We start from the raw sequence: 13,462 nt of genomic DNA, 5'->3' as shown, positions 1-13,462 counted from the left end.
AGTAACCGGCGCACTCGCGCGCCGCAGGCTCGTCGCGGGGGAGTAGATGTCGCGATCGAACGCCGCCGAGTCGGGCGGCCCGAGTCTGACGCTCGTGCAACGGCTGGATGCACGGGACTTCCGCTCGCTCGGCCTGCGTCATGGCTTCCTGAACCTTGTCACCCTTGGGCTTTACGGATTTTGGGCGCGCAGCGAGACGCGCCGGCGGCTGTGGGCGGCCACCGACATGAACGGCGAGCCGCTGGACTATGGCGGGCTCGGGATCGAGCTGCTGATCGGCGCCCTGGCCAAGCTGGCGGTCGTCGCCGCGGCGTTGGCCGCGGCGGTGGCGGCGGTGCAGGGGCTGGGCGTCTGGGGCGCGCCGGTGGCGCTGGCCGCGGCGGCGAGCGTGGCGCTGTTCCTGGGCTTCTGCCGTTTCGTCGGCTTCGTCTATCTGGCGACGCGCACCGAGTGGCGCGGGCAGGTGTTCGAGATCGACGGCTCGTCGTCGGCCTTTGCGCTGGGCGAGCTGCGCGACGCGGCGATCAGCGTGCTGACGCTCGGCTGGTGGCGGCCGCACGCCGACCGGCGGCGCGACGCGGTGCTCTGGAGCGGGCTGCATCATCCGCATCGGCCGGCGGCCTTCGACGCGGCCGCCGCAGCGCGCCGGCCGCTCTACAGCGCCTTTGCGATCGGCTGGTTCGCCAGCGTGATGGTCGCGCTGTTCGCAGCCGGGGTGCTGCTGGGCCTGGCGGCGGGGTTCTTTCCGATGCCGGCGGCCGGGACCGCGCCGAGCCTGCTTGAGCTCCTGGCGCTGGGCGCTCTGAGCCTGGCGATGTGGCTGGCCCTGGCGGCCGCCTGGGCGCCGTACCGGGCGGCGCGACGCGCCGCGACGGCGGCGGGCCTGGGACTGGCGCTGCCGCTCGGCTGGCGGGCGTGGACGGCGCTGCAGGCGAGCAACGCCGCGCTGCGCCTCGGCTCGCTGGGCGGGCTGGCTTCCTTTGCGGCGGCCCGCGAGAGCGCGTTCGTGTTCTCGCAGCTGGAGGAGGCGCGGCGGCTGTCGAAACGGCAGCGGGCCGCGCGGCAGTCGGGCGAGGTGAAGTTCACGCCGCTCGAGGTGAAAGCCGGCTCCTAGCCGAGGGGCGATTTGCTTTGATGGGATGACATCCCCGGCGCTCGCCCGCTAAGGCTATGCGCATCATGGACGCTAGAATCCGCCCCACAGACGCCCCGTTCCGCGACGCGCGCTATGCGCGGCCCCAGCTGGATATCGAGGAGAGGGGCGGCGGCGAGCTGATCCTCACCAATCCGACGCCGTTCTCGGGCGACTTCACGACCATGACCCAGGCGCTGGACCGCTGGGCCGTCGAGGCCCCGGCGCGGACCTGGCTGGCCGAGCGCTCGGGCGAGGGCTGGCGGCGGACCTCGTTCGGCGAGGCGCGCGAGCAGGTGCGGGCGATCGCCGGGGGCCTGCGCGAACTGGGCGTGGTCGGGACGGCGCCGCTGCTGATCCTGGCGCGCAACGGCGTCGACCATGGTCTGGTCGGCTACGCGGCGATGAGCCAGGGCATGCCGATCGCCCCGGTCTCGCCGCAGTACGGCCTGCCGGGCGCGAACCTGACGCGGCTGGCCCATGCCGTCGAGGTGCTGAAGCCCGCTGCGGTCTACACCGAGGACGCGGCGCTGTTCTCCGAGGCGCTGGAAGCGCCGTTCCTGGCCGGGCTACCGGTGATCGCCGGCAAGAACGCGCGGCCGGGCGACGTGCCGCTGGACCGGCTGCTGGGCGCGGCCGGCGTCAACGCCACCGCCAGGCCCGACGACCACGCCAAGTACCTGCTGACCTCCGGGTCGACGGGGCTGCCGAAGGCGGTGATCTGCCTGCATCGCGGCATCGCGCTGAACTCGGCCCAGATCGCGGCCTGCTTCGCCGACGACGAGCCGCCGGTGATGGTCAATTCGGCGCCCTGGAGCCACAGCCTGGGGGCCAACTCGATCCTGCACATGGCGCTGCACCGCGGCGGCACGCTGCACATCGACGCCGGCCAGCCGGTGGCGGGGCGGTTCGCCGAGACGGTGCGGAACCTGACCGAGGTGGCGACCACCTATCACAACATGGTCCCGGCCGGCTGGATGCTGCTGGTCGGCGAGCTTGAGCGCGACGAGGCGCTGGCCAGGACCTTCTTCGAGCAGGTGCGGGTGCTGCAGTACGGCGGCGCGGCCCTGGGCCAGGACACCTGCGACCGCATCCAGGCCGTCGCCGTGGCCACGGTCGGCGAGAAGATCAGCTTCGCCTCGGGTTACGGCGCGACCGAAACCGGGCCGACGGCGTGCAACGTCCATTGGCGCAACGACCGCATGGGACTGATCGGCCTGCCGGTGCCGGGCACGGCGGTCAAGCTGACCCCGGCGGCGGGCAAGCTGGAGTTCCGGGTGAAGGGACCGCAGGTCTCGCCCGGCTATCTGGGCCGGCCGGAACTGTCGGCGCAGAGCTACGACGCCGACGGCTTCTACCTGCTGGGCGACGCGGCGCGGTTCGTCGACGAGGCCGACGCGCGGGCGGGCCTGGCCTTCGACGGGCGCATCTCGGAGAACTTCAAGCTGGCCAGCGGCACCTTCGTCACGGTCGGCGACCTGCGGGTCAAGGCGGTCTCGGCGGTGGGCGACGCGATCACCGACGCGGTGGTCTGCGGCGAGGGCAAGGAAGCCGTCGGCCTGCTGTTCTATCCGAACCCGAACATGGACCGCGCGGCGATCGCCGCGGCGGTGCGCGCCGGGATCGAGCGCTTCAACGCCGGAGCCAAGGGATCGGGCGGCAAGGTCGCACGCGCTCTGGTGCTCGATACGCCACCCGACGCCAACGCCGGGGAGATCACCGACAAGGGCTATATCGCCCAGCCTGTCGCCCGCACGCTGCGGGCGGGCGAGGCCGAACGACTGTTTTCCGATGCTGCAGAAGTGATGGTGTTTTGACGATGAACGGCGCCGACGCCCTGATTACCACCCTCGTCGAGAACGAGGTCACCGCCTGCTTCGCCAATCCCGGCACCAGCGAGATGCAGTTCGTCGCGGCGCTGGACCGCGAGCCGCGGATGCGGCCGGTGCTGTGCCTGTTCGAGGGTGTGGCGACGGGCGCGGCCGACGGCTATGGCCGCATCGCCGAGACCCCGGCCTGCACGCTGCTGCACCTGGGCCCTGGCTACGGCAACGGCCTGGCGAACCTGCACAATGCGCGCCGCGCGTTCACGCCGATCGTCAACGTGATCGGCGACCACGCCACCTATCACCGCCAGTACGACGCGCCGCTGAACTCGGACATCCCGACCATCGTCGGCCCCAACTCGCTGTGGGTGAAGTCGGCCGACAGCCCCGACAGCGTCGCCGAGCTGACCGCCGAGGCGGTGACCGCCAGCTACGGCGCGCCGGGCGGCCCGGTCAGCCTGATCCTGCCGGCCGACTCGGCCTGGCTGGAAACCACCAAGGGCGCGATCAAGGCGCCTGTCCCGACCCGCGCGCCGCCGGCCAGCGGCGTGGTCGAGGAGGTCGCCAAGAAGGTCCGCGCCGCCGCCAAGCCGGTGGTGCTGCTGGGCGGGCAGGGGACCAGCGCCAAGGCCCTGGAGCAGGCCGCGCGCCTGCAGGCGGCCGGCGTGCGGGTGATGGCCGACACCTTCGTCGCGCGCCAGCCGCGCGGGGCCGGCGTCTTCCAGCCGGCGCGGATGCAGTACTTCGGCGAGGCGGCGCTGGCCGACCTGGAAGGCACGGACCTGATGGTGTTCGTCGGCACCGTGACCCCGGTGGCGTTCTTCGCCTATCCGGACCGGCCGAGCGTGCTGGTCCCGGAAGGCTGCGAGACCACGACCCTGGCGCAGCGCTCGGAAGACGCGGTCGCCGGCCTCGCGGCCCTGGCCGACGCCCTGGGCGCGCCGGCGAGCGGCCCGGCCCAGCCCTACAAGGTGGCCGATGCGGCGCCGAGCGGCCCGCTGACCCCGCAGACGGCCGGCGTGTCGGTGGCCCGCCACCTGCCGGAAGGCGCGATCATCTGCGACGACTCGGTGACCTCGGGCGGCGGCATCGCGGTGCCCTGCGCGACCGCCAAGGCGCATGACGTGCTGGCCCTGACCGGCGGCGCGATCGGCATCGGCGGCCCGCTGGCGATCGGGGCGGCGACCGCCGCGCCGGATCGCAAGGTGGTCTCGCTGAACGGCGACGGCTCGGCGATGTATACGGTGCAGAGCCTCTGGACGATGGCGCGCGAGAACCAGGACGTGACGGTGGTGGTGTTCGCCAATCACTCGTACCGCATCCTCAACATCGAGATGGGCCGGACCGGCTCGGGCAATCCGGGCCCGTCGGCCAGCAAGCTGCTCGACCTGGGCGATCCGAAGATCGACTGGGTGTCGCTGGCCAAGGGCCTGGGCGTGCCGGCGGTGCGCTGCGAGACGGCCGAAGAGTTCGACGCGGCGTTCGCCAAGGCCATGGCCGAGCCAGGCCCGAAGTTCATCGAAGCGGCGATCTAGGGCGCTTTTGGATGCTCCCCTTCTGGGGGAGCTGTCAGCCGGATGGCTGACTGAGGGGGACCTTGTCTCAACCTGTTTGAGAGCAGTCCCCCTCCGTCTCGGCGCTGTGCGCCGAACCACCTCCCCCAGAAGGGGGAGGAACTTTGTGAAGGAACACCGGCGGCGGCCGTCGGTTGGGGAGGACATCCCCAACCCCATGAGGCCGCCATGCACGCCCAGCAGATCATTCCGACGCATCCTCAGGCCGGCGGGCTGGCCAATGCGGCGCTGATCGCCTGCATCGAGGAATGCTACGACTGCGCCCAGACCTGCACGGCCTGCGCCGACGCCTGCCTGGGCGAGGAAATGGTCGCCAAGCTGACCCAGTGCATCCGCTCATGCCTGGACTGCGCCGACGTCTGCGCGGCGACCGGGGCGCTGGCGACGCGGCGCACGGGATCGAACCAGATGCTGGTCGGCCAGATGATCGAGCTGTGCGAGGCGGCCTGCCGGCTGTGCGCGGAGGAGTGCGAACGGCACGCCGCCCACATGGAGCACTGCCGGATCTGCGGTGAAGCATGCCGCATGTGCGAACAGGCCTGCGCCCAGGCTCGGCAGGAGAACTTCGCCACCCAGCACTGAGCAGGGCCGGAACCAAGTTCCAGATAACGCCGTTCCGGAATTGGGCTGCGCGCGGTTGCGGGAGTGGAACATGGTTGAAGTTCGTTCGAGCACCGGCGTGCTGCTGACGAAGTACCTGCTGGGGCTGATCCTGACCGTCATCGGGTTGGCGATCTTGCTCTACGGCGTCTTCAACAGCGCCATGTTCACGATCCTGCTGGGCCTGGTCATCGCCGCGGCGGGGATCTGGCTGGTGGTGCGCAAGATCGTGGCGCGCAATCGGCCGCCCGCCTGAGGCAGTTCACGTTTTTCATCACAATCGGAAATATTGCGCCGCACCATTGATTTTGTGTGCGCCGCAACATAGATAGCCTTCAGCATATGGAGGCGATCATGCTGTTTGCCGATTACGAGAACATCGAAGGCCAACTGGCTTTCTATCAAACGGTCAACGCGTTCGTGACCAAGGCGCTGGCGCATCTGCGCGGCAATGCGGAACACCTGCTTTCGCACGCCTAAGGCGAACCTGACCCAATGAGAAAGGCCCGCGGAGCGATCCGCGGGCCTTTTCGTTTGGGCGATCCTTTTGTGTCCGGCGGGATGACAGGGGCGGGCGGGCCTGACAGAGCTGGGGCATGAAGACGCTCGTCGATCCGCACCAGGCGCTGAGCCAGAGCCTGGCCGAAATCCGCACCCGCTTCAAGGTTCCGGCCGCCTTCCCGCCGGAGGTGCTGGCCGCCGCCGAGGCCGCGGCGCAGCGGACGCCGACCGCCCATGTCGACCGCACCGAGCGGCGGTTCGTGACGCTGGATCCGGCCGCCTCGACCGATCTGGACCAGGCGTTCGCGATCGAAGCGCGCGGCGGCGACCTGATCCTGCACTACGCGATCGCCGACGTCGGATGGTTCGTCCATGACGGCGACCCACTGGACGTCGAGGCCTGGAAGCGGGGCGCGACGCTCTATCTGCCCGACGGCAAGGCCAGCCTCTATCCGCGCGCGCTGAGCGAGGGCGCCGCGAGCCTGCTGCCGAGCGGGCCGCGGCCGGCGGTGGTGTTCACGGTCAAGGTGGCCGGCGACGGCGAGCCGACGCTGGAGGGCGCCGAGCGGGCGCTGATCCGCAGCGTCGCCAAGCTGGCCTACGAGACCGTGACGCCGGAGGAGCTGCCGGCCGGGTTCGCCGAACTGGCGGCGCGGATCGACGCGGCCGAGGCGCGGCGCGGGGCGGTGCGGGTCGACCCGCCCGAGCAGGAGGTGGCCTCTGTGGACGGGCGGCTGCAACTGCGGTTCCGGCCGCGCACCCGGGCCGAGGAGCAGAATGCGGCGCTGTCGCTGGCGACCAACCTGGCGATCGCCAAGGTCATGCAGGCGCGCAAGACCGGCCTGTTCCGGGTGATGCCCGAGCCCGACACGCGGTCGGTGGGGCGGCTGCGGCAGACGGCGCGGGCCTTCGGGCTCAGCTGGCCGCAGATGGAAAGCCTGGCGCAGTTCGAGGTCCGGCTGGACCCGCGCGATCCCAAGCAGGCGGCGTTCATGCTGGCCGTGCGGCGAGCCGGGGCGCCGGCGTCCTATGTGCCGTTCTCGGAGGACGAGCCGCCCTGGCACGCGGCGATGGCGGCGGCCTACGCGCACGCGACCGCGCCGCTGCGGCGGCTGGCCGACCGCTATGTGGTCGAGACCGTGCTGGCGATCGCCAACGGCGGCCCGCCGCCGGCCGCGGCGGTCGAGGCGTTCGCCAAGCTGCCCAAGGTGATGGCGCGGGCCGACGCCCAGGCGGGCCAGATCGACCGGGCGGTGATCGACCTGGCCGAGGCGGTCATGCTGCAGGATCAGGTCGGCGAGAGCTTCGATGCGGTGGTCACCGACATCGACGAGCGCGGGGCGCGGATGCAGCTGTGCGAGCTGCCGGTGGTGGCGCGGGTGACGGCGCACAAGGTCGAGGTCGGCGAGCGGCTGGTCGTGCGGCTGGAAAACGCCGACCCCAAGACCGGCGCGACGCAGTTCCAGCGCATCGCCTGAGGCGCAAAGAAAAAGGCCCGGGGTCGCCCCCGGGCCTTTCGCCTTTGGCTTGGCTGGTCGGGCTTAGACGTTGCCCGGCAGCTTGCAGTCCTTGGTGAAGGCGCAGCCGGTGGTGGTCAGCGGGGTGAGGTCCGCGCTGTACTCCATGACGTAGCCCTTCAGACCGTCGGCGCAGGCGACTTCCATGTAGGTCGTGCCCTTGGCGGTCTTGCCGATGACGCGGGCGTTGGAGACCGCGCAGTCGGCCTTGCCCATCTTCTTCAGGTCGGCGGTGACCGAGCCGTAGCTGTTGGCGTCGAGCTTGGTGAACGAGCAGCGATAGCCGGCGATCGGCGCGCGGGCGCAGTCGTAGACGATCGGCTTGTCGTTCGGGCCGCCGAACACGCCGACGGCGCCGTCCGGACGGTTCGAGCAGGCCATCTCGACGATGTCCTTGTTGTTGGCGCTCGGGAACGGCGCGTACTTGGAGACGTCGCAGTTGAAGCCCGCGGCCTTGGCCAGCTTGGTGTAGAGGCCGTTCTGCTCGGTGACCGCTTCCTTGGTGTCGGTCAGGGTGCAGCCGCCCATGACGCCCTGCGCCTTGGCGCAGTCGTAGGTCTGGGTCAGCTTGCCGGCGTCGACACGGTAGAGGTAGCCCTTGCCGTCGGCGCAGGCGGCTTCGAAGAACGACGAGCCGGTCTGGGACATGCCCAGGTACTTCTTGTCCTTCACGGTGCAGCCGTTGTTGGCCTGGGCCGCGATGGCGTCGATCACGCCCAGACGCTCTTCCTTGCTGCGCAGGGTGCAGGAGATGTTCGACTGGCCGCCGTCATAGAGCATGCAGTCGGTGGCCTCGACCGGCTTGGCCGCATCGATCGGCGCGCTGGTCTTCAGCACGTAGCCCTGGGCCGAGCCCTGGCAGGCGACTTCGAGATAGGTGGCGGTGGCGCTTTGGCCGATGCCGCGGGCGGCTTCCGGGGTGCACTGCACCTTGCCGGCGGCGAGCACGCCGGCCAGGTCGGCCTTGGGATCGGCGTTGCCCGGCAGCTTACAGGCCAGGTTCGACGGCTTGCCGTCCAGACCCGGGGTGCCCGCTTCGATACAGGTGAACGAGGTGGTCGCGCCGCCCGTGACCGACGACAGCACGAAGCCGACGCCCTGGTCGCAGTCGATCTCGTAGTAGGTGGTGGTCGTCTTGGCTTTCTTGTCTTCGGTCTTGCCGACGAACAGGGCGTCGGTGACGTTGCAGGAAATGCCCGCGGCTTTGGCGAGGGCCGGAGCCTCGGCCATCCCCTGAGCGCGCGCCTTATCCGAGATCTCAGCGGCTTTCTTGCCTTGCGAGACGGCCGCCGGCGCCAGGGCCAGCAAGGCCAAGGTGGCGGCCAGCCCCGTGATGAATGGCCTCATGGTTCAAAAACTCCTGGGTGGTTCCCTATTGCGCGGACATAAGCCCCCACAGCGCCAGTGGGTCAAGTTTGTCGTGAATGACGTCTGAACGGCGCTGAAGGTTGCGTTTGCCCTGATCAGATGTGCGTTCAAAATAGGGCGACAGCGAGAAGGGGACGGCAGTGCGCGACGGCTTCGAAGAGACCCAGGAACAGGCGGCGCGGGCGCGGCTGAGCTATCCGTTCGCCGAGGGCCCGGCGCTGGGCGAGGCGGTCGACGTCGCCCCTGGGGTCAAGTGGCTGCGGATGCCGCTGGGCGGCTCGCTGGCCTTCATCAACGTCTGGGCGATCGAGGACGGCGAAGGCTGGGCGATCGTCGACACCGGCATGGGCGGATCGGACACCCAGCAGACCTGGCGCAAGGCGTTCGCCGGCGTGCTGGGCGGCAAGCCGGTGACGCGGGTGTTCGTCACCCACATGCATCCCGACCACATCGGCATGGCCGGCTGGCTGACCCGCAAGTTCCAGTGCCGGCTGTGGATCAGCCGGCTGGAGTTCCTGATGTGCCGCTCGCTGGCGGCCGACACCGGCCGCGAAGCGCCGGCCGACGCCCTGGAGTTCTACCGCGCGGCCGGCTGGGACGACGACGCCCTGGAGGATTACCGCGCCCGGTTCGGCGGCTTCGGCAAGGGCCTGCACGCGCTGCCGGATGCCTATCGGCGGCTCTGCGACGGCGACGTGGTGGAGATCGGCGGGCGGCCCTGGGAGGTGGTGGTCGGATCCGGCCATAGCCCCGAGCACGTCTGCCTGTGGCAGAAGGACCTGAAGCTGTTCATCAGCGGCGATCAGGTGCTGCCGAAGATCTCGTCGAACGTCTCGGTGTTCCCGACCGAGCCGGACGGCGACCCGCTGACCGAGTGGCTGACGACGCTGGCGGCGATCAAGGACCGGGTCGACAACGACGTGCTGGTGCTGCCCGCGCACAACGAGCCGTTCCATGGCCTGCACGCGCGGATCGACCACCTGATCGGCGGGCACGAGCGCGGGCTGGCGCGGCTGCGCAAGCTGATCGCCGAGCCGAAGCGGGCGGTCGACGTGTTCCCGGTGCTGTTCCGCCGCAAGATCGACCAGTGGGTGCTGGGCATGGCGACCGGCGAGAGCCTGGCGCACCTCAACTGCCTGATGAGCCGCGGCGAGGCGACGGCGGAGCCAGACGAGGCCGGGGTGATCTGGTACCGGGCGGCTTAGGGGCAGTAAATCGCCAGGACGTTCTCCTCTCCCCGCGGGGAAGAGGGAACGCCGGTGCTCCGACACCGAAAAACGTTGGCGGGAGCGCTCCGCGCCGCGTTAGCATACGGCGTAAGTTTAGGAGCGCATTTCAATGGCCGACCATATTCTGATCGAGAAGTCCGGCGGGGTCCTGACCCTGACCATGAACCGTCCGGACAAGAAGAACGCCCTGACCCGGGACATGTACCAGGCGCTGGGCGACGCCATCGATCAGGCTGAGTTCGACAAGGACGTGCGCTGCGTCCTGATCCAGGCCAACGGCGACATGTTCACCGCCGGCAACGACATCAGCGACTTCGCGGCGGTCAACGCCGGCGAGTCCTCGGCCAACGAGGCGCGGCGCGGCGGCAATCCGCTGCTGGCGGCGCTGGCGCGGGCCAAGACCCCGCTGATCGCGGCGGTGAACGGCCGCGCGGTCGGGGTCGGCACCACCATGCTGCTGCACTGCGACCTGGTCTACGTGTCGGAAAACACGCTGCTGACCACGCCGTTCGTGAACCTGGCGCTGGTGCCGGAAGCGGCCTCCAGCATCACCCTGCCGAGCCGCATCGGCCATGCGCGGGCGTTCGCGATGTTCGTGCTGGGCGAGGCGGTCGACGCCAAGAAGGCGGTCGACTGGGGCATCGCCAACGAGGTCGTGCCGCTGGACCAGCTGCGCGCCAAGGCCCGCGCCGCGGCCGAGGCCGTCGCCGCCCGCCCGCCGGCCGCGGTGGTGATCACCAAGGCGCTGATGCGCGACGAGACCGGCCTGGCCCAGCGCATGGACGAGGAGGGCGCGCACTTCGCCGCCCAGCTGAAGTCCGCCGAAGCCAAGGAGGCGTTCGCCGCCTTCGCCGAGAAGCGCGCCCCCGACTTCAGCAAGGTGTCCTGACCCATGATCCGCTCCCGCTTCGGCGCCTTCACCCCCGCCCGCGTGGTGGCCGGCGACCATGATCTCTCCGGCCGCAACGTCGTCGTCACCGGCGGGGCCAGCGGCATCGGCTACGAGACCGCCAAGGCGCTGGCCGCGGCGGGGGCGGACGTCATGCTGGCGGTGCGCGACCGCTCGGCCGGCGAGAAGGCGGCGGTGGCGATCAACGAGGCGATCGGGGCCGACAAGGTGGTGGCCGGGACGCTGGACCTGGCCAGCCTGTCGAGCGTCGGCTCGTTCGTCGACGCGTGGGGCGACCAGCCGCTGGACATCCTGATCAACAACGCCGGGGTGATGGCCACGCCGCTGCTGCGGACCGCCGAGGACCTGGAGCTGCAGATCGGCACCAACCACTTCGGCCATTTCGTGCTGGCGGTGGGGCTGACCCGGGCGCTGCTGAACGCCTCGGACGAGGACCGGCTGGCGCGGATCGTGGCGCTGTCCTCGATCGGCCACCGGCGCAGCGACATCAACTGGGACGACCCCAACTACCTCTCGCGGCCCTACGACAAGTGGGAGGCCTACGGTCAGTCGAAGACCGCCAACTCGCTGTTCGCGGTCGGCTACAACGCCCGCTTCGAGGAGCACGGGATCACCGCAAACGCGGTCATGCCGGGCGGGATCATGACCCCGCTGCAGCGCTATCTGCCCAAGGAGGAGATGGTGGCGATGGGCTGGATGGACGAGGAAGGCAACGTCCGCGAAGGCTTCAAGACCCCCGAGCAAGGCGCCTCGACCAGCGTCTGGGCCGCGGTCGGCGAGGAGCTGGAAGGGATCGGCGGGCTCTATCTCGAGGACTGCGCCGAGGCGCCGCCCTGGAGCAAGGACAACCCGATGAAGGGCGTGATGCCCTACGCCATCGATCCGGAAGCGGCCGACCGGCTGTGGGCGCTGTCGGAAGAAATCACCGGAGTGACGATATGAGCCTGAACGGCAAGACGCTCTTCATCACCGGCGCCAGCCGCGGCATCGGCCTGGCTATCGCGCTGCGGGCGGCGCGGGACGGGGCGAACATCGCCATCGCCGCCAAGACCGCCGAGCCGCACAAGCACCTGCCGGGCACGATCTATTCGGCCGCCGAGGAGATCGAGAAAGCCGGCGGCAAGGCGCTGCCGCTGGTCGTCGATGTGCGCGAGGAGGCCAGCGTCTACGAGGCGGTCGAGAAGACCGTGGCGGCGTTCGGCGGGATCGACATCTGCGTCAACAACGCCTCGGCCATCCAGCTGACCCCGACGCTGGCCACCGAGATGAAGCGCTACGACCTGATGAACCAGGTCAATGCGCGCGGCACGTACCTGACCTCGAAGGCCTGCATCCCGCACCTGAAGAAGGCGGCCAACCCGCATGTGCTGATGCTGTCGCCGCCGCTGGACATGAGCCCGAAGTGGTTCCAGGGGCACGTCGCCTACAGCATGGCCAAGTTCGGCATGAGCATGTGTGTGCTGGGCATGGCCGAGGAGTTCCGCGAGGACGGGATCGCGTTCAACGCGCTGTGGCCGCGCACCGGCATCGCCACCGCGGCGATCCAGTTCGCCCTGGCCGGCGAGGAGGGCATGAAGTCCTGCCGCACGCCGGAGATCATGGCCGACGCCGCGCACGCGATCTTCGAGAAGCCGAGCCGGGAATTCACCGGCAACTTCCTGATCGACGACAGCTTCCTCTACGACGAGGGCGTGCGGGACTTCGACAAGTACCGGGTCGATCCGACCGCGCGGCTGATGCCGGACTTCTTCGTGCCCGAGAGCAGCAAGCCGCCGCCTGGCGTGGTGGTGGGGTAAGGGGCGCGAAAATCCGCTCATCCCGGCGAAGGCCGGGACCCAAGCTGCATTTGCCTACGCGGCAGCGCTTGTGGTGTGACGGAGCCCGCTTGGGTCCCGGCCTTCGCCGGGATGAGCGGTGGATAGCTCAGCGCTTCTTCCCCGCCTTCGCGCGCATCGCGGCGTCGAGGGCCCGGGCGGTCCAGGCGGTCATTTCGTCGGGGTCTTCGAGGGCTTCGAGGGGGAGCGTCCAGTAGTTCATCGCCTTGTCGCCGCCGAACGGCTTGAAGGGCTCGCAGCCGGCGGCCTCGAAGTCGGGGACGGTGAGCGCGTCCGCCTTGAAGTAGAGCACGTCGTCGGCGATGAGGGCGAAGAACAGCTCGTGCCGCGAGACGCCGACGCCGCCGAACATCCGGCGATGGGTGATCCCGCCGAGGGGATGCAGCTGCTCGAGCACATAGTCGAGGAAGTCGGGAGAGACGGGCATGGGCCAGGAGAAGACCGCCGCGGCGGCCAAGGTGCAAGTGCGGCCGGCGACCCCGGCGGACGCGGGCCTGATCTACGGCTTCATCCGCGGCCTGGCCGAGTACGAGAAGCTGCTGCACGAGGTCGAGGCGACGCAGGCCGACGTCGAGGCGGCGCTGTTCAGCGAGCATCCGCGGGCGTTCTGCGACATCGCCGAGGCGGACGGCGCGCCGGTCGGCTTTGCGCTGTGGTTCTACAACTACTCGACCTTCCGCGGTCGGCACGGGATCTATCTGGAAGACCTGTTCGTGGTTCCGGAGGCGCGGGGCCTGGGGGCCGGCAAGGCGCTGCTGCGGCGGCTGGCCCAGCGCTGCCAGGACGAGGGCCTGGCGCGGCTGGAGTGGTCGGTGCTGGACTGGAACGCGCCGTCGATCGCGTTCTACGATTCGCTGGGGGCCAGCGCGCAGAGCGAGTGGATCGTGCGCCGGTTGACCGACGCGCCGCTGAAGGCGCTGGCGGAGAGCTGAGGGCGTCGTTCTCTCGCCGAAGTCCCTCTCCCCTCAAG

At 70.1% G+C, this 13,462-nt stretch carries 14 protein-coding genes; 12 read left to right on the top strand and 2 right to left on the bottom strand.

The window, feature by feature from the left end; all coding sequences use genetic code 11:
- Positions 1–46 precede the first annotated feature (46 nt).
- The 7 genes from ACSQ2H_RS17840 (at position 47) to ACSQ2H_RS17810 (ending at position 7,111) form a co-directional block, all read left to right on the top strand.
- Positions 47–1,114 (top strand): DUF898 family protein, encoded by a 1,068-nt coding sequence (locus ACSQ2H_RS17840; protein WP_436062725.1) that lies wholly within the window; start codon positions 47–49, stop codon positions 1,112–1,114.
- 65 nt (positions 1,115–1,179) lie between these two features.
- Positions 1,180–2,949, top strand: a complete 1,770-nt coding sequence (locus ACSQ2H_RS17835; protein WP_436062724.1) for a feruloyl-CoA synthase — start codon at positions 1,180–1,182, stop codon at positions 2,947–2,949.
- A gap of 2 nt (positions 2,950–2,951) precedes the next feature.
- The gene (locus ACSQ2H_RS17830) at positions 2,952–4,493 is read left to right on the top strand and encodes an acetolactate synthase large subunit (RefSeq protein ID WP_436062723.1); all 1,542 of its coding nucleotides are present in this window, start codon (positions 2,952–2,954) and stop codon (positions 4,491–4,493) included.
- A 207-nt stretch (positions 4,494–4,700) separates the two neighbouring features.
- Positions 4,701–5,114: a four-helix bundle copper-binding protein gene (locus tag ACSQ2H_RS17825; protein WP_436062722.1), complete on the top strand. Its 414-nt coding sequence runs from the start codon at positions 4,701–4,703 to the stop codon at positions 5,112–5,114.
- Positions 5,115–5,184: 70 nt separating this feature from the next.
- Positions 5,185–5,388 (top strand): hypothetical protein, encoded by a 204-nt coding sequence (locus ACSQ2H_RS17820; RefSeq protein WP_436062721.1) that lies wholly within the window; start codon positions 5,185–5,187, stop codon positions 5,386–5,388.
- Between the two features lie 98 nt (positions 5,389–5,486).
- Positions 5,487–5,612 carry a hypothetical protein gene (locus ACSQ2H_RS17815; RefSeq protein ID WP_293406465.1) on the top strand — a complete coding sequence of 42 codons (126 nt, stop codon included), beginning with the start codon at positions 5,487–5,489 and terminating at the stop codon, positions 5,610–5,612.
- A gap of 116 nt (positions 5,613–5,728) precedes the next feature.
- The gene (locus ACSQ2H_RS17810; protein ID WP_436062720.1) at positions 5,729–7,111 is read left to right on the top strand and encodes an RNB domain-containing ribonuclease; all 1,383 of its coding nucleotides are present in this window, start codon (positions 5,729–5,731) and stop codon (positions 7,109–7,111) included.
- A gap of 63 nt (positions 7,112–7,174) precedes the next feature.
- Here the strand turns inward: ACSQ2H_RS17810 and ACSQ2H_RS17805 are convergent, their stop codons facing one another.
- A complete protein-coding gene (locus tag ACSQ2H_RS17805) occupies positions 7,175–8,497 on the bottom strand; it encodes a hypothetical protein (protein ID WP_436062719.1) in 1,323 nt (440 codons plus the stop codon).
- 161 nt (positions 8,498–8,658) lie between these two features.
- Here ACSQ2H_RS17805 and ACSQ2H_RS17800 point away from each other — a divergent pair, with 161 nt between their 5' ends.
- From ACSQ2H_RS17800 to ACSQ2H_RS17785, 4 genes are all read left to right on the top strand, one after another.
- Complete coding sequence (locus ACSQ2H_RS17800; protein ID WP_436062718.1) at positions 8,659–9,723, top strand: MBL fold metallo-hydrolase; 1,065 nt, start codon at positions 8,659–8,661, stop codon at positions 9,721–9,723.
- Between the two features lie 133 nt (positions 9,724–9,856).
- A complete protein-coding gene (locus ACSQ2H_RS17795; protein ID WP_436062717.1) occupies positions 9,857–10,636 on the top strand; it encodes an enoyl-CoA hydratase-related protein in 780 nt (259 codons plus the stop codon).
- A 3-nt stretch (positions 10,637–10,639) separates the two neighbouring features.
- Positions 10,640–11,599 (top strand): oxidoreductase, encoded by a 960-nt coding sequence (locus tag ACSQ2H_RS17790; protein ID WP_436062716.1) that lies wholly within the window; start codon positions 10,640–10,642, stop codon positions 11,597–11,599.
- Positions 11,596–12,453, top strand: a complete 858-nt coding sequence (locus ACSQ2H_RS17785; protein WP_436062715.1) for an SDR family oxidoreductase — start codon at positions 11,596–11,598, stop codon at positions 12,451–12,453. The genes ACSQ2H_RS17790 and ACSQ2H_RS17785 overlap by 4 nt, the downstream gene beginning before the upstream one ends.
- A 127-nt stretch (positions 12,454–12,580) precedes the next feature.
- Here the strand turns inward: ACSQ2H_RS17785 and ACSQ2H_RS17780 are convergent, their stop codons facing one another.
- Positions 12,581–12,919: a TfoX/Sxy family protein gene (locus tag ACSQ2H_RS17780; protein WP_436062714.1), complete on the bottom strand. Its 339-nt coding sequence runs from the start codon at positions 12,917–12,919 to the stop codon at positions 12,581–12,583.
- Here ACSQ2H_RS17780 and ACSQ2H_RS17775 point away from each other — a divergent pair.
- Complete coding sequence (locus tag ACSQ2H_RS17775; RefSeq protein ID WP_436062713.1) at positions 12,918–13,424, top strand: N-acetyltransferase family protein; 507 nt, start codon at positions 12,918–12,920, stop codon at positions 13,422–13,424. The genes ACSQ2H_RS17780 and ACSQ2H_RS17775 overlap by 2 nt on opposite strands.
- Positions 13,425–13,462 lie beyond the last annotated feature (38 nt).

It is taken from the genome of Phenylobacterium sp. LjRoot97 (assembly GCF_964254345.1).
Taxonomy (GTDB): Bacteria; Pseudomonadota; Alphaproteobacteria; order Caulobacterales; family Caulobacteraceae; genus Phenylobacterium.
Note: the sequence above shows the minus strand (reverse complement) of the source record. Positions and strands in the feature narration are given on the sequence as shown.